The 20,151-nt window shown below is 57.0% G+C and carries 21 protein-coding genes, 1 tRNA gene and 1 pseudogene; 6 read left to right on the top strand and 17 right to left on the bottom strand.

Going from position 1 to position 20,151, the window contains the following annotated elements; translation table 11 throughout:
- Positions 1 to 62 precede the first annotated feature (62 nt).
- Together AACL53_RS21520 and AACL53_RS21525 are read left to right on the top strand one after the other, a co-directional pair.
- On the top strand, positions 63 to 848 hold the full coding sequence (locus AACL53_RS21520) for a CheR family methyltransferase (protein WP_339087022.1): 786 nt from the start codon (positions 63 to 65) through the stop codon (positions 846 to 848).
- An 8-nt stretch (positions 849 to 856) separates the two neighbouring features.
- Positions 857 to 1,942: a chemotaxis response regulator protein-glutamate methylesterase gene (locus tag AACL53_RS21525; protein WP_339086718.1), complete on the top strand. Its 1,086-nt coding sequence runs from the start codon at positions 857 to 859 to the stop codon at positions 1,940 to 1,942.
- Positions 1,943 to 1,970: 28 nt separating this feature from the next.
- On the opposite strand, the gene AACL53_RS21530 is transcribed toward AACL53_RS21525, so the two are convergent.
- Positions 1,971 to 3,656: a hypothetical protein gene (locus AACL53_RS21530; protein WP_339086719.1), complete on the bottom strand. Its 1,686-nt coding sequence runs from the start codon at positions 3,654 to 3,656 to the stop codon at positions 1,971 to 1,973.
- A gap of 38 nt (positions 3,657 to 3,694) precedes the next feature.
- Here AACL53_RS21530 and AACL53_RS21535 point away from each other — a divergent pair, with 38 nt between their 5' ends.
- A complete protein-coding gene (locus AACL53_RS21535; RefSeq protein WP_339086720.1) occupies positions 3,695 to 3,868 on the top strand; it encodes a hypothetical protein in 174 nt (57 codons plus the stop codon).
- Positions 3,869 to 4,202: 334 nt separating this feature from the next.
- On the opposite strand, the gene AACL53_RS21540 is transcribed toward AACL53_RS21535, so the two are convergent.
- Complete coding sequence (locus tag AACL53_RS21540) at positions 4,203 to 4,568, bottom strand: SPW repeat protein (protein WP_339086721.1); 366 nt, start codon at positions 4,566 to 4,568, stop codon at positions 4,203 to 4,205.
- A gap of 160 nt (positions 4,569 to 4,728) precedes the next feature.
- Here AACL53_RS21540 and AACL53_RS21545 point away from each other — a divergent pair, with 160 nt between their 5' ends.
- Positions 4,729 to 5,184, top strand: coding sequence for a thiamine pyrophosphate-dependent enzyme (locus tag AACL53_RS21545; protein ID WP_339087024.1), 456 nt, complete (start codon positions 4,729 to 4,731; stop codon positions 5,182 to 5,184).
- A 319-nt stretch (positions 5,185 to 5,503) separates the two neighbouring features.
- Here AACL53_RS21545 and AACL53_RS21550 read toward each other — a convergent pair whose 3' ends face one another.
- The 5 genes from AACL53_RS21550 to AACL53_RS21570 all read right to left on the bottom strand — a co-directional run bounded on the left by AACL53_RS21550 (position 5,504) and on the right by AACL53_RS21570 (position 10,048).
- Positions 5,504 to 5,965 carry a CYTH domain-containing protein gene (locus AACL53_RS21550; protein ID WP_339086723.1) on the bottom strand — a complete coding sequence of 154 codons (462 nt, stop codon included), beginning with the start codon at positions 5,963 to 5,965 and terminating at the stop codon, positions 5,504 to 5,506.
- Positions 5,966 to 6,271: 306 nt separating this feature from the next.
- Positions 6,272 to 7,657 carry a hypothetical protein gene (locus AACL53_RS21555; RefSeq protein ID WP_339086724.1) on the bottom strand — a complete coding sequence of 462 codons (1,386 nt, stop codon included), beginning with the start codon at positions 7,655 to 7,657 and terminating at the stop codon, positions 6,272 to 6,274.
- Positions 7,658 to 7,864: 207 nt separating this feature from the next.
- Entirely contained in the window at positions 7,865 to 8,308 is a 444-nt protein-coding gene (locus AACL53_RS21560; protein ID WP_339086726.1) for a cupin domain-containing protein, read from the bottom strand.
- Positions 8,309 to 8,506: 198 nt separating this feature from the next.
- Positions 8,507 to 9,568 carry a TMAO reductase system periplasmic protein TorT gene (torT, locus tag AACL53_RS21565; RefSeq protein ID WP_339086727.1) on the bottom strand — a complete coding sequence of 354 codons (1,062 nt, stop codon included), beginning with the start codon at positions 9,566 to 9,568 and terminating at the stop codon, positions 8,507 to 8,509.
- Between the two features lie 258 nt (positions 9,569 to 9,826).
- Positions 9,827 to 10,048, bottom strand: a complete 222-nt coding sequence (locus AACL53_RS21570; RefSeq protein ID WP_339086728.1) for a hypothetical protein — start codon at positions 10,046 to 10,048, stop codon at positions 9,827 to 9,829.
- Between the two features lie 486 nt (positions 10,049 to 10,534).
- Here AACL53_RS21570 and AACL53_RS21575 point away from each other — a divergent pair, with 486 nt between their 5' ends.
- Positions 10,535 to 12,574 (top strand): ATP-binding protein, encoded by a 2,040-nt coding sequence (locus tag AACL53_RS21575; protein WP_339086730.1) that lies wholly within the window; start codon positions 10,535 to 10,537, stop codon positions 12,572 to 12,574.
- Here AACL53_RS21575 and torR read toward each other — a convergent pair.
- The 6 genes and pseudogenes from torR to AACL53_RS21605 form a co-directional block, all read right to left on the bottom strand.
- Positions 12,550 to 13,260 carry a two-component system response regulator TorR gene (torR, locus tag AACL53_RS21580; RefSeq protein ID WP_339086732.1) on the bottom strand — a complete coding sequence of 237 codons (711 nt, stop codon included), beginning with the start codon at positions 13,258 to 13,260 and terminating at the stop codon, positions 12,550 to 12,552. The two genes, AACL53_RS21575 and torR, sit on opposite strands and share 25 nt — an antisense overlap.
- A gap of 1,157 nt (positions 13,261 to 14,417) precedes the next feature.
- Positions 14,418 to 14,717: a hypothetical protein gene (locus AACL53_RS21585; RefSeq protein WP_339086734.1), complete on the bottom strand. Its 300-nt coding sequence runs from the start codon at positions 14,715 to 14,717 to the stop codon at positions 14,418 to 14,420.
- The gene (locus tag AACL53_RS21590) at positions 14,714 to 15,370 is read right to left on the bottom strand and encodes a ParA family protein (protein ID WP_339086735.1); all 657 of its coding nucleotides are present in this window, start codon (positions 15,368 to 15,370) and stop codon (positions 14,714 to 14,716) included. Before AACL53_RS21590 ends, AACL53_RS21585 begins: the two co-directional genes overlap by 4 nt.
- Positions 15,371 to 15,590: 220 nt before the next feature.
- A pseudogene (locus AACL53_RS21595) lies at positions 15,591 to 15,755 on the bottom strand (ABC transporter ATP-binding protein); the annotation flags it as partial.
- Between the two features lie 133 nt (positions 15,756 to 15,888).
- Complete coding sequence (locus AACL53_RS21600; protein WP_339086736.1) at positions 15,889 to 16,578, bottom strand: nucleoside deaminase; 690 nt, start codon at positions 16,576 to 16,578, stop codon at positions 15,889 to 15,891.
- Between the two features lie 68 nt (positions 16,579 to 16,646).
- Complete coding sequence (locus AACL53_RS21605) at positions 16,647 to 16,856, bottom strand: hypothetical protein (protein ID WP_339086737.1); 210 nt, start codon at positions 16,854 to 16,856, stop codon at positions 16,647 to 16,649.
- Positions 16,857 to 17,116: 260 nt separating this feature from the next.
- On the opposite strand from AACL53_RS21605, the gene AACL53_RS21610 reads away from it, so the two are divergent.
- Positions 17,117 to 18,184: a calcium-binding protein gene (locus AACL53_RS21610; protein ID WP_339086738.1), complete on the top strand. Its 1,068-nt coding sequence runs from the start codon at positions 17,117 to 17,119 to the stop codon at positions 18,182 to 18,184.
- A 67-nt stretch (positions 18,185 to 18,251) separates the two neighbouring features.
- Here the strand turns inward: AACL53_RS21610 and AACL53_RS21615 are convergent, their stop codons facing one another.
- The 4 genes from AACL53_RS21615 to AACL53_RS21630 all read right to left on the bottom strand — a co-directional run bounded on the left by AACL53_RS21615 (position 18,252) and on the right by AACL53_RS21630 (position 20,015).
- A complete protein-coding gene (locus AACL53_RS21615) occupies positions 18,252 to 18,437 on the bottom strand; it encodes a hypothetical protein (RefSeq protein WP_339086739.1) in 186 nt (61 codons plus the stop codon).
- 24 nt (positions 18,438 to 18,461) lie between these two features.
- Positions 18,462 to 18,599, bottom strand: a complete 138-nt coding sequence (locus tag AACL53_RS21620) for a hypothetical protein (protein WP_339086740.1) — start codon at positions 18,597 to 18,599, stop codon at positions 18,462 to 18,464.
- A 152-nt stretch (positions 18,600 to 18,751) separates the two neighbouring features.
- A complete protein-coding gene (locus AACL53_RS21625) occupies positions 18,752 to 19,300 on the bottom strand; it encodes an ATP-binding cassette domain-containing protein (RefSeq protein WP_339086741.1) in 549 nt (182 codons plus the stop codon).
- Positions 19,301 to 19,938: 638 nt separating this feature from the next.
- Positions 19,939 to 20,015, bottom strand: a tRNA-Arg gene (locus AACL53_RS21630).
- Positions 20,016 to 20,151: the final 136 nt, after the last annotated feature.

The following is a 20,151-nucleotide window of genomic DNA, read 5'->3' on the forward strand; positions in this document are numbered from 1 at the left end:
TTAGTCAAGTCGCAGAACAGCAGGTCCGGTCTGATCGTCTCAGCCGGAGAAACTTCAATCGCATGGCGAGCTACATCAACCGCATCAGCGGGATCAAGATGCCTCCGAGCAAAATGACGATGCTCGAAGGCAGGCTCCGCCGGCGGCTTCGCGCGACGGGCTACGCCACGCTCGACGACTATTGCGACTTTCTGTTCGACGAAGATGGCCTGCATTCGGAGGCCGTCCATCTTATTGATGCGGTGACGACCAACAAGACCGATTTCTTCCGGGAACCTGCGCACTTCGATTATCTGCGCGACACCATTCTTCCGTCTATGGCCGCGAGCGGCCACCGTAGTATTCGCATTTGGAGCGCCGCCTGCTCGACGGGCGCCGAACCTTACACAATCGCGATGCTACTTGAAGAATTCGCCGAGGAGCACAGTTTTGCCTATAAGATCCTGGCAACGGATCTAAGCACAGAGGTACTCGCGACCGCGCATCGCGGAGTCTATTCCCTGGAAACGGTGGCGCCGGTCCCGAACGAATTTTCGCGGAAGTACGTCATGCAGTCGGCGCGGCCCGGTGCTCGCGAAGTGCGCATTCATCCGAAGCTGCGCTCGAAAGTCGGCTTTGCGCGAATGAATTTAATGGATGAGAAGTATCGGGTTGGGGACCCGATGGACCTCATTTTCTGCCGGAATGTGCTCATCTATTTCGATAAATCGATGCAAGCAGCCGTGCTGAGCCGGCTTTGCGACTGCCTCCTTCCCGGCGGCTATCTCTTTATTGGCCACTCAGAATCACTGACGGGTTTTGATCTGCCCGTCACACAGGTCGCGAATACAATCTTTCAAAAAACCTGAGCGTCCTCATGAAGCCCATTCGCGTTCTCATTGTCGACGATTCCGCCAGCGTGCGCCAGGCGTTGGCGACCGTGCTGAGCCAAGATCCCGATATCGAAGTAATGGGGGTCGCTTCAGATCCGATCGCCGCTGCACGCCGCATTCAGGACGAAATCCCCGACGTCATCACGCTCGACGTTGAAATGCCACGCATGGACGGCATTACATTCCTGCGCAAACTTATGGCGCAAAAGCCGATCCCCGTCGTTATGTGCTCATCGCTGACCGAGCAAGGCTCGGAGACGCTGATGCAGGCGCTGGAAGCTGGCGCGGTTGACGTCATTCTCAAACCGCGAATCGGCGTTGCAGATCATTTGGCCGAATCTAGCGCTCGCATTTGCGAGGTCGTCAAAAGCGCGGCGCAGGCTCGCGTCGGCGGGCGGAGGCCCCGCACCTTCAATCTGCGCGATAGCGAGCCTGCCAAGAAGTTGACGGCGGACGCGATGCTGCCGCCGCCGACGGGGCGGGCGATGGCTAAAACAACGGAAATGGTAGCTTGTTTGGGAGCGTCGACCGGTGGCACGGAATCGCTGCGTGAGGTGCTGCAGGCGCTTCCCGCGAACGCACCGGGAATCGTGATTGTTCAGCACATGCCGGAGAGGTTCACCGCGGCCTTTGCCAAGCGGCTCAATTCTCTGTGCGAGGTGGAAGTCAAGGAGGCTGTTGACGGAGACCCGGTTCTGCGCGGTCACGTTTTGATAGCACCCGGTGACAAGCACATGATGCTGGAGCGGCAGGGGGCACGGTATTATGTATCGGTGAAAACCGGACCGTTGGTGTCACGGCACCGACCTTCGGTCGACGTGCTTTTTCGTTCGGCTGCGCGCTCCGCCGGAGCGAACGCTATCGGCGTCATCATGACAGGTATGGGTGACGATGGTGCCCGCGGATTGGCAGAAATGCGCGATGCCGGTGCTTTTACGATTGCGCAGGACGAGGCAAGCTCAATCGTTTTCGGGATGCCGAAAGAGGCCATCGCACGGGGCGCGGCGATAAAGATCTCCCCCCTCGACGCTATTGCGCGCGAAATTCTCCGGGCATCAATGAGCCATTGACATTGTCAGGATTCGTTGGCTGCGCATGCTACGCCGCCGCCCGGTTCTCGTCCTCGATCTCGTTCGCAGGGAGAGCAAACCTCGCGTGAACCTCTCGTTCTTTTGCCATCGTGTACAGCGACGCAATTCGATTGAGTATCTCACCCAGCGGTTCGCAAATATCCTCCGTCGTCGTAACCGTCGCTCCCGCGAGGGCCATCAAAGTGTTGACCTCGTCACTGACGACGCTGACAAGGTCAGCCTCGAAGTTCAATTTGCTCATAGCATTTCTCAAAGATGAGGCGACTTCCTGCCCGCGGGACGTCAATGTCGTCAAATCGTTTTCAATGGCGTTCGCGGCTCCGCGCAGGCACGCCACCGCGGATTCGAGCTTGGTTCGCGCGCTCGCGTGATTGTCGTGATCGCTCAATCCTCCGCTTTGGGCTGCGGCAATCGTGAGCGCATGCAGTGAGGATCGCGTAGCCTCGGACGTCGATTCGAGTTTTTTGGCGTAGTGCCGGACCTCAACGGCAATCACTTCCAACGGCTTGCCGGCATCTCCAAGACGGGAACATCTGACAGTGGTATTGATCGCCATAAATTGAACGTCCTCTTTGACGTTCTTGACGCTGTCGACACACGTTTCCAGCTCTTTGACAGCCTTCGTTGTCGCCAGATGAACCAGACTCGCTCCCTCTGCGGACCTTTCAAGGTCGGCGACCAGCTCGAGCGCCTGAGCGACGCTGGATTCCAGCGAGCGAAGTCCGCCGCCTTCGGCGCCGTTGCTAAAATCAAGCTGCGTGCGGAGAAGCTGATCGGTATCCACGGAGATCTCCGCGATCATTTCCGCCATGTGCTTGGTGTCGAGACTGAACGTTTCCGCCGTGTCATGGAGCTGGTGCGCGAGGAGGCCGTAAATATAACGATCGAACCTGTCGCAAGCGTCATCGCTCATGCCGTTACTCATGAGCGCGGCGCGGGCGTCGGAAAGCAGGGTGAGGCCCGATTGGATGTGCTCGATCCTCTGGCGCGTGATGTCGCCGATTTGAAGTGACGACAGGACGTTGAAGATTTGAGACTGTATCTTCTGGGCAAGCCTCGAGACTTCGGACATCATTTTCGTGGCGTGTCGGTGATATTGTCCTATCGCCACCGCGTCCTTCGTCAATTGATCCGGAACGGACGGGAGCATTCGATCAGCCTGTTCCAAAAGGTGGGTTTCGAAGGCTCGGGCCTTGCGTATCTGATGATCGAGGTCTTCCAGCCGCGCATCGAACTCGTCAAGGTCGGCCCCCCCTTGCCCGAGCCGCGATTTCATCTCTTCAGCGAAGTCGGAAAAATCATAGGTCTGTGCTGCGGAGCCTGATCCCGCGATCTTCAGGTTCATGGCGAACACGAGCAAATACTTCAATAGATCTCGCATCTCTTCGATGTGCGAACTCAAAGTGCGCCTTGCCTTTTCAAGTCCGCCCAGGTGAGCATTTCTCGCCACTAGAAGAGCCGGGAGCGAATTGAACTCTGCAGATGTCGAAACAAGATCTTGGGTGGCACCTTCGACGGCTCGCGCGCCCATAACCCTGTTCAGTTGGCTCAGTAATTCAAGCGCTCTGCCCAGGACGGTGAGAGTGCTCTCAAGGACCGCGCCGGCCTGAGAAAACTTGCCCTCTATCTTGCTACGAGCCTGTTCAAGCCGTTCGGCGATTTCTTCGCCTGCTTGATGGTCGCCGATTGCCATTGCATTGCCGTCCGCGTTGATTCCAATAGGAACCGAATTTGACGGCTGTTCAAAAATTTAGAGTAAACAAGGGAGCTGAAGTTGATCCGAGCCTCCGAGGCCGTCTCGTTGCTCTCAAGGTGCGGCGCGACCCACTTGCCGTGGAAATTGCCGAGCTGCAGAACCGCATTTCGAATGGCGAGCCAACGATCACGCCGGAAAAGATCGCCTAGCTGGCAGTCCTGCTGCGAGACAAGCTAAAAAATGGTCCGCCCGAGCTGAAGCGGGCCTATGCCCGACTCGCAGTCCGCGAAGTTACGGTCCAAGACAAGGAAATCCGTATATGCGGCTCGAAGTCCGTCCTGGCCAAAGCGGCGTCGCAGGGCCTCGATCAAACGGCGCCCGCAGTTCTCTCTTTATGTTCGGAGAAGGCGCGTCGCCGCCAGAATCATAACCTGAAGGCCGTTGATTCAAATCAACAGCGCTCCCTCTCCCATTCGTTAGGGAAGTATTTATCAGCCGCTGGCCCTTCGCCATATGATTCGCCATATGAAGTGGGCCGCTCTCTCAACCTCCGGCACCCATATGCCCTGTGGTGTGCTCGTTCGCCGACCACAGCGCCAGCACGATTGCTGCGATGCCGATCACCATGCTTGTACGCGTCGCTGCCGCATTGCCGCTGAAGTTCAACACCCATGGTGCCACGATCAGCCAGGCTCCCAAGACGGCGCTGATCCACTCCTCCCAGACGCGGAAGGCAAACAGAGCCGCCAAAGCCATCAACGTGATGACGGCACCAACGACGTGCGCATTCAGCGCAGCGCTGCCTTCCGTTGCATAGTTTAGCGCCCAAGGTGAGATGAAAAGTGCAATTCCTAGGAGGACGTTGACCGAGTCCTGCCAATCGCTTGTGATGTTTTGTCTTGCATCCATTGCCAACCTCCTTCGGCTGACATCGCGACACCCATCAGGGGAATTCGCATCAGTATATTAGCAGGTAATTGTTTATCGAACCCGTTCAAGGGCGCTGCAGCCTGAATCGAAAAATTTGATCAATCGTACGCGTTACCGCAATGCAATACGCCCATTGTGTGTGACACTCGGCGAAGCGATCGTCGATCCGTTGCGACGGCCGGTTGCGTTCATCGGCGACGGTGCATTTCAGATGACGGCCCAGGAGCTCTCGTCGCTTTGTCGACGAAAGAGCAACGCCATAGTGCTCCTCCTGAATAACGACGGCTACACAACCGAACGGGCCATCCACGAGGGGCCTTACAACGACATTCAACCATGGGCCTATCACAAGCTCCCGGAGGATTTCGGCGGAGGCTGGGGCCGGCTAGTGACAACCGAGGACGAACTCGACGACGCACTCGCGCACGCTCAGACGACAAACGACGGACCCGCCTCGATTGAAATCATGCTCGAGAGGTTCGACACGTCCGATGCACTGAAACAATTGGGCGCCGAGTTGTCTCCTGAAAACGGGCAGGTGCGCGTTTTGAGGAAGAGTGGAAGTGCTAGCGATACGGTGAAAAAGTTATACTGAAATCGGGTGTTGAATCCTCGTCCCGGGCGCGCCGCGGAATGCGTTCGCACGCGAGGACGAACTTCGAGGTCGTTGTTTTGGATTCCGCCGTGAAGTGCTCAGTTGAAGATCCCGCCGCAACGGCTGCCATCGAGATCAACGTTCGGCGCAGCAGGAAGGCGCCCCGGCCGTTGTTCATATGTAGCGTTTTGCAGACGTCGCCAGAATCGGTTGGTCTACTCTGCTCTCCGGCCAGCCCCAGACGCTGGTCAATGAGCATTCTAGCATGAACCAAGGTAGGCTGATGACACAGTCCAATTACACAAAACGCGGCTGCCGCTTACCGCGTCGTCATTTTGTGGAGGTTGCCTTTTCGGTAGCGCTCGTCACCAGTAACCTCGACGCCGAGCCAGTCAGGGCGGCTGAATTCAGTGTTTGTCGCGGGCAGCTCTATCTCGGCAACGATAATCCCGGTAAGCTCGCCGCTGTACTCATCAATCTCCCACCTAAAACCACCACTGTCGACTATGTGACGTGTCTTCTCGATAATCCTGCCTTGACAGTAATTGCCGAGTAGTTCGTTTGCGTCCACGAGGGGTATTTCGTATTCGAACTCCGCTCGGATCAAGCCGTTGCGGGAGCCCTTGATGGCAATGGTCGCACGGTCGCCATTGATGCGTACGCGCACCTTTTTCCCGCCATCAGTCGCGATCAGCCCATCACGGATATGGAGACTAAAAACGCGCAGCGCTCTCCACCCATCGTTTGCAACAAGGAACTTACGCTCGATCTCGATTGCCATGCCATTGACTATGCTTTGCTGTGGCAGGATACACGCGGTGTTCTCCGATTTCCTTTATCGACCGCCCGCTCCAGAAGCGATCATGGCGCAGCGTCCGGTTCACGCGGCCGACTCAGATGCTGCCCAATGGCGGCAAGTGGTTGGACACGTGACGCTCCCGTATTACGGCGTCGACCGCCAGCGCTGGAGCCAGCAAGTTTGGCCGACATCAAATCGCGGGTGCCGAACTGCCAAGGCCTCATGCTTGGTGGCGGCGGAGCTCCGCCGCCACATCTCGTCCCAGGCGATCAAGTAAACGCCAAAGGCTTATTTGAAGTTCGCCTGACGGCAGGATGTACTCTCGACAGGTCCCGATGGCTTGTGCAGCAGCGGCGGAACGGGCGTGTAGCCGACGGGCTTTTCCGACACCGGATAAACGAGTGTGATCTCGCTCGGTATCTTAGTCGCGTCCTGATTGACGTGCTGATGCGCGACGTTATAGGGGTCAGAAAAGACGCCATATTCACCCGGCGTCACCTTGTAGACAACGGACTTGCTGCCGGCGCCAGCGTTGGCAAGGTATTTCGTGGGTTCACTCCAGTCGCGTCCGTCGAGATTGCTGTAAAATTTGACATCGAGGAGGACGGCGTCGCACATCGGCGTCACCTCTTCATACTGAGTAGCCCATCCCGAGCCACCTGAAGTATCAGGATAACGTCCCCAATCACCGCCCTTCATCGGACAAGCTCCGCCCCCGCCGTAGGCCGCACGGTTGGGATGATGGACGCCATAAACCGGCAGGCCAATCGCTCGAGCAATGTGACCATCTTCGAGATTGAAACGCGGCGCTGCGGTCACCTCCGTTTTCAATCCCTTCGCCTTGGTGCCAAGGGATTGAAAATATGGTCCGTCAGGACGCACGTAGCGGAAATCGTCGTTGTTGTCGTTGTCGAACACGGCCAGCAGAAAAAGGTAGGGCTTATTGAAGAACGGACGTTCGACGAGATAGTATTCCGCCTTCGTCTTGCCAGTGTCGATCGCCTTCCAGTTTACGTGCAACGCGTCCATGCCTTCTTGGCCAACATTCGCCCAGGTTCGAGCATCCGGAAAATGTTGAAGTCGCAGAACGTTCGTATAGTTTTCGCGAATATCCAGACCTGCCCGCTTCCCGAGTGGCCCCACCTGGTTTGCGCCGGGTTGGGCGAAAGCGAAATGCAAGGCTTCAGCAGCATAGGGATAATCTGCTTCCGACATGGTGCAGAAAAAATTCGGCAGGTCTATCGGATCGTGCGCGGCGTATCGGGCTTTGTATTTCGGGTGGGTAATCGGAAGATCGATGTAGTTCAACCGACCATCCGCAGTAAATTTCTGGTCAGGATATTTGTAGCCTGACCAGCTTTCGTCTGGCAAAAACGACGAGTACTCACTCTCGAGAGAGGCCAGCTTCTTAGCGTCCATGATGTCTGAATTCGCGGGAAGACCTGCAGCGTCTTTCTTGCGGTATTCGCGGATCATACCGCTCTCTTGTACCCGCCAAAGTCCGTGCTTTCCTTCTCCGATCATCGAAAGCACCTGTTCGGCAATCGTAAAGAAGCGATACGTGTAGTTGGTATTCACATAACCAACGTAAAACGGCAGATGTGGAATTTTGGAATGCGTTGTCGAAGGACGACCGACTCCGACCAGGTCTTTCTGGCCGTCGTCCTCCTTCACGATTTGGTCACTCGTGTAAAAGTACGGGTCTCCGTTAGTCAGATCCCGCAAATCAATAGGTTCAGCCGCATTCACAGTTAGCGGCAGAATAGACAGTATTGCAGCCACGGGCAGTAGCTGACTTGCTCGCTTGCGCATGTTGCGTCCTCATGAGTGTCGCTATCGGAGACCAAAAAGGGCGCCCATCAGAGCGCCCCAAATTAGCCGTCAGGAATTATCGCGAGCACGCTGTCCGCAGATGAAGCCTAAACCTTCCTTTTCCGTGGTGAACGTGATCGTCGAACCTTTGGGGAAGAAGAGCACATCGCCCTTTGTTGCGGTCACGGTGTTTTTCCCGTCAGAGACCGTCATCGAACCCTCGAGGATAATTTTGGCCTCGTCGTAGGTGTAGTCGTAGGTCAACGGAGCGGACTTCTCGAGGCGGAACAGTCCGCAGGTCAACGGCGCTTTCGGGTCGTCCGACGAGATGATGTCCTGCAGAAAGGCGTCAACGTTCGGAGTGCCCATGGACTTGATCTGCATACCCTGGGCATTCTTGATATATGTGAGTTCTTTCGATGGTGCTTTGGCCTCCCCGTAGGCGCTTGCGGCAGCAACGATTGCGAACAGTCCAGCGCCAGCGAGAAAGCCCAGTCTCTTACGGTCAAGCATATTTCGTCCCTTCTAGGTTTGTTTTGTCGGATGCCGCCCGAACCCGATTGACGCGAGTCAAATCATCAGCAAGCAACCGGTTTTTCATTCACGCCTGGAAGGGTATTGCGGGCTTGTTATTCCGCGGATCCAATCTTGTTAACGCGAGGTGCGAAGTTGTGAAAATTTGTTAAAAAGAAGAAGAGCGCGCTGGGCGCGTTAAGGCACTTCGAAGCGTGGGACAAAAGAAGGGGGCGCCAAACAGTCAGCCAGCGGCATGTCATCCACCGTTTGCTTGTCCACCATCGTGATGGGTGGTCCCAGATGACGATGGATGAGCTTGCCCTCGATCGCCCTTATAGCTTGATCAATCGCCAAACGCCCCTGCAGAACAGGCGCGTCGGTCGGCGCCGCAATAACTTTTCCACGCTTGATGGCGCGATACGTTCCGTGCGTGAAATAGGTGGAAGCGATCATCACGCGCCCCTCCAATCCGCGAGCACGCAGCACACTCACAGCTGCGTCAGCTGTCACGGCGCTGCCGACGAGGTAGGCAATCGTCGGGAAGTGATCGAGCGTCTCCTCAACAAGTCGCAGTTGGATCTCAAATCCAGTATCTCCCCAATCCACTGCCGCGATTTTGGCCGAGCTTCCGGCGATGCCTTCTCTGAAGCCGGCATCCACGAAGTGGACCCATCCTGCACCCTCTGGACCTGGGAACCATGCGATGGGCGCCGATGGGCCGGACAATGGAGTTCTTGCCGCGATGTAGCGGCCAATCGCGCGTCCCATATCCCGCCATGGCACGCCAACTTTCGCCGATATGCCGCGGTTATCGATGTCATTGACCGCGGCGATGACAGGCATCCGCTTTGCGATGTCTCGAATGAGCGGCGTGAGTCCGTCGTACGATGACGGACTCACGATCACGGCGTCGGAGGTTCGACTGCACATTTCTATTTGTTCCCTCTGACGATCTACGCTTGGGTATCCGCCGGCATCGATAACGGTTAGTTGAACTCCAGCTGCGAGCGCCTGCTCGACCATGCCGTAGTTAACGCTAATCCAGTAGGCATCCTTGAGGTGCGGATACGACGCGCAGATTCGCCAAGGCCGAGCGGCCCGCGCCAGCGGTTCAACCATTACGGTCGAGGGTATGCCCGAATAGTCGTAGGGCTCAGGCCAAGCCAACACGTTCCATTCTGATGCGCCAGCGGGAGCGGGCAGAACGACGGCGAGGCAGAGCGATCCGATCAAGCATTGCAGCCGAGCCCAATTCATTCACATTCTCCTGCCCGCGCTAGCGTTCCAGCTGCCGTTATGCGAAATCGCGTTGAGGAGCAATGACTGCCGCGACGGCATCGTATAGGTTCCAGAATAATGTTTTCCAACTCTCACATTGGCCGGCGGCTCCTACTCGCATTTCTAGTCATTTCTGCGCTTTCGCTTTTGCCCGGAATCGTGGGTTGGCTCATCCTTCGTGATGTCGCAAAGACGCAGTCGCATCTTAGCGAAGAGGCCCTTCCAACCGTCTTGGCTTCAGAATCGCTTGTTGAAATGAATGACCGGCTCGTCGCGCTCGGTCCCGCCTTGCGTGCCGCCGATAGTCAGGAAAACTTCGACCGTTATAAAATTGAATTGTCGGAGTTGCGTGAGCGGGTTCGATTGCTCGTCGGCAGCATCGCGACGAAACTGCCTGCGCCACAGGCCCGCGAACTGCACGACCTCGTGGAGAGATTGCTCCGTGAGCTGGAGGTTCAAAAACAGCTCGTTGCCGAGCGGCTTGCGGTGACTGAAACGTTGCGGCGAGAAATCAAGACCGCGACGACGACGGCCGCGGCCTTGGTCGACCTGTCGGAGACATTTGTTTCGAACGCTCAGGCGCTGATTACTGCAGTTACTGCCGACCTGTACACGCCTGAAAGAGACACGCGCGATCGCGAGTTATTTCTATCGACGCTTGACCAACTCGTCGAGCGTGATTTCTTCAACTTCGAAAGGATGTTCGAACTGCGCCTCGCCGCCTCGCAGCTCAGCGTGGTCATAACGCGCTTCAATAATGCTTCGGATGCTGAATTATCGGACTTGGCGTCCGAATATCGCCAACATCTCGCGACTATCGCGCGAGGCGTCACCATCGTATCCGATCCCACGCGCCGCAAGGAGGCCGAGAGCTATCTCGACATTCTAGCTCACACTGTCGACGACGCAGATCCGTCAAAGAATATCGTCGATCAAAAGCGACGATTGCTTCAGCTTGCCGATCAATCTGAAACACAGGCCGTGGCGGCAACGAAGGTCGCCGGGGAGATGAAGACGGTTGCGGACAACATGCTTCGGCGAGCCGGTCAATACGCGACGGAAAACTCATCACAAGCCGCGGACGGAGTGAGCTTCGGCCTGCTCGTTTTGATCGGGGCCTCCCTCGCTGGCTTCGGCTTATCCGCACTTTTCGTTTGGCGGTTTGTCGAGCGTCGGCTCGTGCATCCGCTTGGAAAAGTCACGGATGCTTTGGAAGCTCTGTCGAGCGGCAACATCGATATCGAGGTCAGCGAAGAAGGCGCGCCTGAGTTGCGTAAACTCAGTCGCGCGGTAGCTGTTTTTCGCGATGAAACGCGCCGGCGTCGTGCGCTGGAAGATGCGCAGCGGCAGACAAACGAAGAATTGCGCCGTCACAGGGAGGAACTCCGTCAACTCGTTGAAGAGCAAACAGAGATGCTCCGAACAGCCAATGAGCGTTTGTTAGTTGAGGCAGGCGAGCATGCCGTCGCCCGTGAGAAAGCCGAGGCGGCCAACCGTGCCAAGACGGAGTTTCTCGCGATCATGAGCCACGAGATCCGCACCCCGCTGACGGGAATTACGGGGATGATCGATCTGTTGCGGTCTACAAAACTGTCTCCGGAGCAAGATCGCTGGACAACGGGAGCGATGCGCGCATCCGGAGCTCTTCTCGGTGTGCTGAATTCAATTCTTGGTTATGCAAAAATTGAAGGCGGCGAAGGCACTCTCGATGTTTGCAATTTTAGCATGCTGGCTTTGGGGCAACGTATCGCAACGATGATGCGACCCATGGCGGAGTCAAAAGGGCTGTCGCTGAAACTCATCGTCGGTCGGGAAGTTTGGCAGGCGTATTGGGGTGATGCTGGTAAGCTTCAGCAGATCATCATCAACCTGGTCAACAATGCCATAAAATTCACCGACCGCGGAGAGGTGGAAATCATCATTGACGTCGTTCACACCGGCGACGACGCCCAGACTCTGAAAATAAACGTGACCGACACAGGGCCGGGCATCCCGGAAGATCAGTTGGAGAGAGTCTTTGAGGCTTTCGTTCAAGCCGACGCGGGTGTGGGGCGCCGTTATGGCGGCACAGGACTAGGTCTTGCTATCTGTCGTCGGTTGACTGACCGGATGAATGGCAAATTGTCTGTCGCCTCCATGGTCGGGGTCGGCTCCACGTTTTCGCTCGTCATATCTTTTGACAGAGGAAACGCTGAACTTGAAACGTCTCACGAGATGTCAGAGAGCACGAGCGCTGCTCGAAATGTGCTTCTTATCGAAGATGATGAAACTACCCGTATTGTGGCAACCGCGTACCTTGAGCGACTTGGGCATCGCACGCTGGCGACGCCGGACGGGTGCTCCGCATTGGAGGCGGCCCCGAGTTTCCATCCGGATGTCGTCGTGACTGACGTTAGCCTGCCAGGCATGGATGGTTTGGAACTAGCGAACCGGCTTCGCGAACTTTTAAACCGATCGGATCTCCCGATCGTTTGCATGTCGGCCCACGTGTTTCCCGCTGACGTGGAGCGCTTCCTCGCGAGCGGGATGGATGTTTTTGTCGCAAAGCCGCTTTCCGCCCAGTCTTTATCTCAGGCCCTGGCGTCGGCATTTGCAGACCGGCGACCAGAGATTGACCGCAGATCTCTTTCACAGGATATCCGAACATTGGGGCTAAGCGTGGTCCGAAGCCTCATTGCCTCCGCCAAATATGCCATGTCCTCTCGCTTTGGGGACATCGAAGCGGCTCTTGCGATCGACGATCGAAAAGAAATCTGCAGGCTTGCCCACGTCATTCAAAGCACTTCGGGCTCCCTCAATCTCATTGCGCTCCGTGGCGCTGCTGAACGCTTAGAGAACTTGGCGGAGCAGGCGGAAAAGGAAGACATTATTGGCTTAGTGGCGGCCTGCCGTCGAGCTTGGACGGAAGGCCTCAAGCTTCTCGAGGCTGAGGTAGGAGTAGAGCCAGCGCGGACGATCGATCACTCGACTATCGCAGCTAGATAATAACCTTCGCCGTGCGAAGTGCCTATGATCTGCGGATGATCCGCCTGGTCCCCGAATTTGCGGCGCAGGCGCCGGACCAAAACGTCAACGGTTCGGTCTTCGACGTCCCATTCGCGATTAGCTATTTCCTTTAAGATCCGGCTACGACTCATAACCTGCCCTGGTTTGGATGCGAGAAGCGCCAGAAGCTTAAATTCGGAACGGGTGATATCGACAAAACGCCCGTCTTCGCCCTGAAGCGTGCGCTTTCCGAGGTCGAGCCGCCATCCTGCAAAACGGATAGTCTGTGCCGTTGACTGCATCGAGCGCCCGCGATCTAAGCGCCAGATCAGATTTTTGACGCGAGCTAATAGCTCGCGGGGCTCGAAGGGTTTCGTCACATAGTCGTCGGCCCCGACCTCTAAGCCGACGATACGATCCGTGGTACTTGTGCGGCTAGTAATTATGATGATGCCGGCATCGGAATGCTCTCTCTGCTCACGGGCAAGTTTGAGGCCGTCGTCCCCCGGTAAGTTTACGTCTATCATTAATACTGTTGCGGGATCATTCTGAAGTATTTGCCGCATTTCCGAACCATTCGCGGCTTGGCTTACGCGATAGCCTTCGGCGCAGAAGTAGTGTGCCAGCTTCATGCGGGTCACGATATCATCTTCGACTACAAGGATATGGGGAGCCGATTTGTCCATAAGTACAAGCCCTGAAGTCGGCCAACATGGCCTTGACCGCCCCTTATAAGCTGCGGTGTGAATGCCCCCTCAAAAAGAGAGGCGCAGGTCCCAGCCAGCTTCATCGCTCGTGACGCGGCCCAATGCAAGAGCGGTCCGTCTTGGGGTCTTCAAAGAGAAGCAAGGGCACCAGAGTCCGAAACTGTCAGAAGAAGCGCACCTTAGCTGACGTCGAGGGCAAGACCGCGCGAACGTTTGTCCGCCTTCAAAAGTCACACTCTCTTTCGGTGGCTGAGCATACCAGCGGCCGCGACGAAGACTGCTGCTCATTTGAATCGAGGAGCTCTTCCAAAGTCAGGATTAGACGCTTCGCAGTTTTACATTCCGCGGTCTGCAAACCCTCCACAAATTGTTCGAACACTGGCTTAAGAAGTTTTCGAGCGCGCTTGCGATGCCTTGAGCGAATGTCAGCTGTGCTAGGTCGATTGCAGCGCGCAGTTCCCACGATCGCGCGCTCTGACCGCGGCTCAATCCGAGCGATCATCGCTCCTCTCGAACGCCCGATTGCCGCGAGACCTTCAGCGAGGCCCATGTTGAACGGTATGGTATGCAACTCGTAGCCGGCAGCGCGGAGCTTTTCCCGACAGGGCTGAAGGCTATCAACTCCCTCACCCGCGTCTCCTTGGCGGATGGCCAACTTGGCTTTTGAAGCCGCGTCCCAACGCCAAATAGGGCGCGAGGGAATGAGAGTGAGCATGCGATATTAGCCAATCGGTGTACTTGCAGGCGCTCTCGATATCACCGGTTTAAAGGAATACCGAGAAGGCCCAGATTAACGGAATGGACAGTGTTCCTGGGATGGTCCCTGCTTCGGCCGCCGCGAGTTCCTCGGGGGCAGTCGGCCGTTCTCTTGGCAGCTTGCTCGACGAGCGGAGCGGCGGCAGCATCACGTGCCGATAGGGTAACTTCCGATGAAGTGAGGATGGCGTAAGTCTCGCCAGACAGCAGCGTCACAACAAACACGAAGGCAAGAAGCCAACGACCCTCGCTGAGTGCGGAGCCAGCACCCCAAGGCGACCGCGATCTGCAATGGCGCCGTTGGGCCACCATAGCCACCGGATCCCATGATCGAGATATGGGCGGTTGTCAGGACGATCGCGCTTCCGACCACGGTGAGGCTACGAAGCATCGGATGCCCCCTTGTAGCCTTTCTTCTTCGCCAGCAGCGCAACAGCTTCTTCGAACATATCGGCCGCTGAGACATCCATGTGCTCGGAAAGACCAGAAATAAGAGCCTTATGCGCTGGGGTGCAGCGATAGTTCATCTGAACGCTACGGGCCCTCCCTCCGCGGGAACGCTGCTTATCGGTCATCACGGCGCGCCGCTCCGCCTGGATGCGTGCCTCGCTCTTAGCCGACTGTCCGTAGCGCGTTGCGGCGAACAGGCTGGCGAATTCGATCTCGTCGTTAGAGGTCATCGCGCTGCTTCCTTCTTCGCCTTCGCCCGCACCCCTTTGAGAGTCGCCGATTTAATCTCCTTCCAGAGTGCTTCGATTTCTTCCGCAGCCGCGTTGTCTTTCTCGGCGCCGGTTTTGCCGGTCGTCATTGCGGTTACGAATGCGATGCGCTGGGTGATGGTGGCATCGGCGATAGGGACTTGATTTGAAAACAGGATAGAGCGGGCGGCTTCTACGAGTTTATCGCGGCTGCGCGATTGGCAGGCGTTCAGCACAACCATGTAGCCTACGCCGGCATCCTGGCAGAGCCGCACGGCATCCTGTGAGGCGAGCAGGTCTAGCCCGCTGGCACGCATGGGAACGGCGACGAAGTTGCTTGCTCGGATCGCGTCGTCCGTCACGATCAGCGAGCCAGGCGGTCCATCGAGGAAAACCCAGTCCCAACCGTCTAACGCCAAAGCTTCGACGGCATCAGAGGCGCGGTCTGCACCCTTGAAGAGTGTCGGGTTATCTGGCTGACCACGCCGGCGCCACCAATCGGCAACACTCTCCTGGGGATCAAGATCGACGATGCAGACGCGGCGGTTTTCTTGCGCGGCCCGGACGGCGATGGCCGCACATAGCGTTGATTTGCCGACGCCGCCCTTTGAATTGAGAAATCCAACGATATTCATAGGCTTACCTCGTGGCTAGGCATGCCTGTTGCATAGCATAAGTGCTATACAAATGTAAAGTGGCTATACATTAATTGGGTATAGCCGCATTGGGGGGATCCCGGAGCCGTCGCCGGCTCCGGAGCCAAGCCGATTACAGCCTCTATGCGGTCTTGGAGCAGCGCGTTACTCAGTCTTGTTGTTGATCTCGCATAGCTTGGCTTTTCTGGGGTTCCGGTGGTTAAGGCAGCTCCAGCATGCGGGTAACGCCGATCGCGTTCAGGAAGGCTTCGTCGTGACTGACGATGAGAAGTGCTCCGGCGTGAGCACGCAAACCGGCCTCCACCACCTCGATGGACTGAATATCGAGATGGTTGGTCTGTTCGTCGAGGATAACAAGTTGCGGTGACCTCCGCCCAGGACTTCCGTACCACCCCGGACGCCTCACTGCGGCGCATGGCCATAGGGCGCATGAAATGGCCAATACGTCGGCCAGTTTCGTGGTCCCTCGCCGGTAACGGTTGGGTCTCGCGCGTTCTTCAGTAGGGATGCCGGTCCTTCTTATCGGTCCAGGCCTTGTACGCCTTCAGGCCGGTTTCCCGTTCGAAGTTTTCCGTTACCATGATCCGGCGTTGCGACCACGGCTTGGCGAAATCCTCATACTGGAAGGCATCGTCGAATCCGATCGCACTCGTGTCCTTCAGGCTGGCGGCGAAATAAACGTGGTCGATGCGCGACCAATAGATCGCGCTCATGCACATCGGGCACGGCGCGCCGTTGATGTAGATTTCGCACCCTTTCAACATGCGTGCGCGATGCTCCACCGGATCGGGCGAACCCGCTTCACGCGGAATCATTTCGAGGATCGTGCCGGCCCCATAATCCGTGCCGAGCAGCGCCTTCGGGTTGAGACGTGCGGACGCGTCCATGATTGCCGTGACCTCAGCGTGAAAGACAGGAATGCCCGTGTGCAGCACGCGGTTCTGGCCGCGCCCGATGATCTCTCCGTCTTTGACGATCACGGCGCCGAATGGACCACCCCACCCTTTCTCCACCGACTCGATAGCAAGCCGAGTCGCTTCCTCCATGAATTTCGGATTACCGGCCGCCGTTGCATTCGCGGCTTGCGTCGAAAAACCCGCTGCAAGTGTAGCTCCCGTCGCCGCCGCCGCCTTGAGGAACGAGCGGCGGTCCGGGTCGTGCAGCTCCTCGCAAACGAATTTTCGCATGAATGAGTCCTCCGCTGAAAAATCTTTCAGCGTGGCTGCGTAACTGACAATTATTAAGATCTACAAACTCAGTGCGTGGGCAAAGCCGGCCTGGCCATCACCACATCGTTGAGCGGGCTCTCCAAAATGCGATCGATCCGAAGAAGTTTAACACATTCCTCGCCCACCCTTTCAGTCAGCCGCGATGCTTTTGCTAAGGGAGCTATGGACGAGCTGCCGAAATTGCCCATTGATTTGCCGACGCCACCTTTCGAATTGAGAAATCCGACGACGTTCATGGCTTGCCCTTGGCTAGACAAGCGAAATGTATAGCATAGAATGGCTATACTTTAATTATGTATAGCCATTTTTTCCGGCAGATTGGGGAAATTAGGTAGTGCCAAAGCCTTTTTGATAACGCGGGCCGTCCGCACTGGCCAAGAAGCCCCAGACTCCATCACGTGGTTAAGCGGGCCTTAACGCGGTCTATGCCAAAAGGTATATGAATTCGAATCAGCGCCGTGACCAACGCCAACATCGAATGCTTCGGAGAAGTTTGATGACGTTCATTTCCGGCGCCACCAATTCGACCGCCCTCTCCATTCTTCAAAACATGAATGCCGCGAAGGGGACGGCCTCGAACCCGACGGCCAACGCGGCAATTTCCATCCTCGGTCCGCTGGAGACGACAAGCAAGGCCAGCAAGCAGGCGGCTGAGAAGGTCGTCGCCATTCTCAACGAACAAGGCGGCACGATCGATCTTTCCAGATACGGCTCCGCGAAGGCCTCGGTCACCGCTGGAGATCATGCCACCATCACCACAGGTGATGGCATTGCTTCTATTTATGCGCAGAATTTTGCAACGATCTACACGGGGAACAACAACGACGAGATTTCGACGTATGCCAACGCGACCGTCCATGCCGGGGGCGGCAACGATGTCGTGCAGGCGTATAGTCATGCCACGGTGGATGCCGGTGACGGGGATGACTGGGTGTACGTCTACGACCACTCCGTCGTTGATGGCGGTGCCGGTAATGACGTAATCCGCACGTACGACTATTCGACCGTCGACGGCGGTGACGGGGATGATTTCGTGGTTACGCTTGGCAACTCCGCGATCAACGGCGGCGCTGGCAACGATACTCTTGTCGTCAGCAGCCGGCGCAGCGCGGACGATTCGACCTTTGACAACGCGGTCGTCGATGGTGGGGAGGGCGACGATTACATCCAGGTCAACGGCAACTCCACCGTGACCGGCGGCACCGGCAATGACACGATCCGGCTGATCGGGGACGGCAATACCGTCATTTTCAACAAAGGCGATGGACACGACACGATCGGAGTTGGCCGGGGCTACGCCAATGCCAAGGACAGCGCCACGATCAATATCAAAGGCTACAGCGCCGACGACGTTACGGTGAACCGAGATGCGGACAAGGTCACCGTTTCGTTCAAGGGGTCTGATGACGCGATAACGGTGCAGGTCAAATATAACGCCTCCGCGAAGTTGGCCTTCGAGGACGGCTCCACCATCGATGTAACACCCGCGAAATTCGCCACGCTGAAATCAATGGATGCCAGCGCCGATGCCCTTTTCGGAGATATTAAACCTATTCTTGCATAAGTTGATTTTTGAAAGAGCCGTCGCCGCAATGCGGCGACGGCCTGATATTTCTTAGATCTAAACTGTCTTAGACGAAGAAGATGTGGCTCGCGATATCGACCGAGTTCCACCCGACGACGGTGACGTCGAGATCATGGCCGATTGTTGACGTTATGTGTGCATAGCCCAACCCATCGTCGGCAATGGAGATATCCGACGCACTTGCGGCAACGGTACTCGTGAGTTCAATCCTATCTACGTCGCCACCCGTCACGCTCGTGAAATCAAAAATCGTGCTCTAATCGTGCTCCTGGCTAATTTTGAAAGTGTCGTTTCCGGAATTGCCGGTGAGGGAGTTTGCACCAGCTCCGCCGTCGAGCGTGTCGTTACCTGCGCCACCAAGAATGTTCTCTGCGAGATACACGCCTGCATACATGTGGCTGCTGCCGGTGATGACGTCATTGCCGGATTGGCCCGAGATTGATGTTATATTGGTTTCCCTCTCGACTTCCGAAAAATCGACAGTGCCATTGACGTTGATGTAGCCTGGCTGAGTGCCTGATGTATTAAACAGGTGCTCAACTCCTCTCAGATGCGTGAGCTGAACGGCTGTCCATGGCCGACAATGCTGCGCCGGTGCGCGACGATGAGGGTAATGCCGCCACGCTTGCGGATATTTGCAACCGCCTCGGCCAAGGCCTGGTCTCCCGGGGTGTCGAGATTTGAATTGGGTTCGTCCATGACGACGAGGAATGGCTCTTTGTAGAGCGCGCGCGCCAGGGCAAGGCGTTGCCTCTGACCTGCAGAAAGCTGCGTCCCCCCTTCCCCGACCATGAGGTCGTAGCCGGCGGGAAGGCGCACGATCATGTCATGTACGCCCGCCGCCTTGGCTGCGCGGATGACCGCCGCTTCATCCCGCGCCTCATCGAAACGCGCGATATTTTCGGCGACGGTTCCGTTCATGAGATCCACCGACTGCGGCACATAGCCGATGAACCGGCCACGTTTTGCCGCTGGCCATTGGTCAAGTGTCGCGCCGTGGAGTCTCACGTGGCCATGGGCGGGTTGCCACGCGCCGACAATTGCGCGCACCAGGGAAGACTTTCCAGAGGCACTGGCGCCAAGGATGCCAATCACGGTTCAGGCCACCAAAGACGGCGACGCCTAACAGCGCCAGCGCGATCGCTTCTGCCTCCATTCCGCCGAGCGCGTGCCACCGCGCACGGAATGCCGCGTTCTCGCGGATTACCGGCTACTCAGTCGATGAGATCGTGGACAAGAACATGCGCGTTCTCCAGTCTGGAGTACACTCGCGAGATTTTTATGAAGCGATGTGGAAGGGCGCAGGCACAAGGGTTTTATTTCGGAGCCGCAACACCCATCGCGGCTCTTCGGTCCTTGCCGGGATTGAAATGGAGAAAACACGGTGAGTGCCGGCATTATTCCAGAGAATCTTCCGGCGCTCCGAATCCCTTTCCAACTATTTCGCTCCAGTGAGGCTGGCTGCTTCGATCCGGAAAAATAGGCGGCACGCGGATTAAGAAGAGGGTGGGCCGTACTGAGGTCAACAAGGCCCATCATCCTAGTCCGGGAGCCTGCGCATAGGATCTGAAGAGGTACGCCGAATCGCAGCTCCGCACTTCAAGCTGCCAATCTGAGCGCTGGGGCCAAGATGCCCGATGGATGGCGTGACGCCGCCGAACAAACGTGAAGGAAAAATGGTTCGCTGGGCCAAATCTGCGGACGACAGTAGGCAGCTATATTGTTGATTTTATTGGCGCGCCCGAAAGGATTCGAACCTCTGACCCCCAGATTCGTAGTCTGGTGCTCTATCCAGCTGAGCTACGGGCGCGCATTTTTCGTCGCATCGGGGCGGTGGGCCCCGTCCGGCGGTCCGGCCGGGCGGCGAAGCACCCCTCTCTAGTGGGTCGCGTCGCGGAGCGCAAGTGCTTCGGACAGAGCTTTAGCGGACGAGTCGCCGCGCTCCC

This window comes from Hyphomicrobium sp. ghe19, assembly GCF_902712875.1.
Taxonomy (GTDB): domain Bacteria; phylum Pseudomonadota; class Alphaproteobacteria; order Rhizobiales; family Hyphomicrobiaceae; genus Hyphomicrobium_B.

What these genes read in the sequence shown, in the direction of transcription:
- AACL53_RS21520 (WP_339087022.1), top strand. Translation starts at nt 63, where the DNA reads ATGGCGAGCTACATCAACCGCATCAGCGGGATCAAGATGCCTCCGAGC.
- AACL53_RS21525 (WP_339086718.1), top strand. Translation starts at nt 857, where the DNA reads ATGAAGCCCATTCGCGTTCTCATTGTCGACGATTCCGCCAGCGTGCGC.
- AACL53_RS21530 (WP_339086719.1), bottom strand. Translation starts at nt 3,656, where the DNA reads ATGGCAATCGGCGACCATCAAGCAGGCGAAGAAATCGCCGAACGGCTT.
- AACL53_RS21540 (WP_339086721.1), bottom strand. Translation starts at nt 4,568, where the DNA reads ATGGATGCAAGACAAAACATCACAAGCGATTGGCAGGACTCGGTCAAC.
- AACL53_RS21550 (WP_339086723.1), bottom strand. Translation starts at nt 5,965, where the DNA reads ATGGCAATCGAGATCGAGCGTAAGTTCCTTGTTGCAAACGATGGGTGG.
- AACL53_RS21560 (WP_339086726.1), bottom strand. Translation starts at nt 8,308, where the DNA reads ATGCTTGACCGTAAGAGACTGGGCTTTCTCGCTGGCGCTGGACTGTTC.
- torT (WP_339086727.1), bottom strand. Translation starts at nt 9,568, where the DNA reads ATGAATTGGGCTCGGCTGCAATGCTTGATCGGATCGCTCTGCCTCGCC.
- torR (WP_339086732.1), bottom strand. Translation starts at nt 13,260, where the DNA reads ATGGACAAATCGGCTCCCCATATCCTTGTAGTCGAAGATGATATCGTG.
- AACL53_RS21585 (WP_339086734.1), bottom strand. Translation starts at nt 14,717, where the DNA reads ATGACCTCTAACGACGAGATCGAATTCGCCAGCCTGTTCGCCGCAACG.
- AACL53_RS21590 (WP_339086735.1), bottom strand. Translation starts at nt 15,370, where the DNA reads ATGAATATCGTTGGATTTCTCAATTCAAAGGGCGGCGTCGGCAAATCA.
- AACL53_RS21600 (WP_339086736.1), bottom strand. Translation starts at nt 16,578, where the DNA reads ATGCGAAAATTCGTTTGCGAGGAGCTGCACGACCCGGACCGCCGCTCG.
- AACL53_RS21605 (WP_339086737.1), bottom strand. Translation starts at nt 16,856, where the DNA reads ATGAACGTCGTCGGATTTCTCAATTCGAAAGGTGGCGTCGGCAAATCA.
- AACL53_RS21610 (WP_339086738.1), top strand. Translation starts at nt 17,117, where the DNA reads ATGACGTTCATTTCCGGCGCCACCAATTCGACCGCCCTCTCCATTCTT.
- AACL53_RS21620 (WP_339086740.1), bottom strand. Translation starts at nt 18,599, where the DNA reads ATGTATGCAGGCGTGTATCTCGCAGAGAACATTCTTGGTGGCGCAGGT.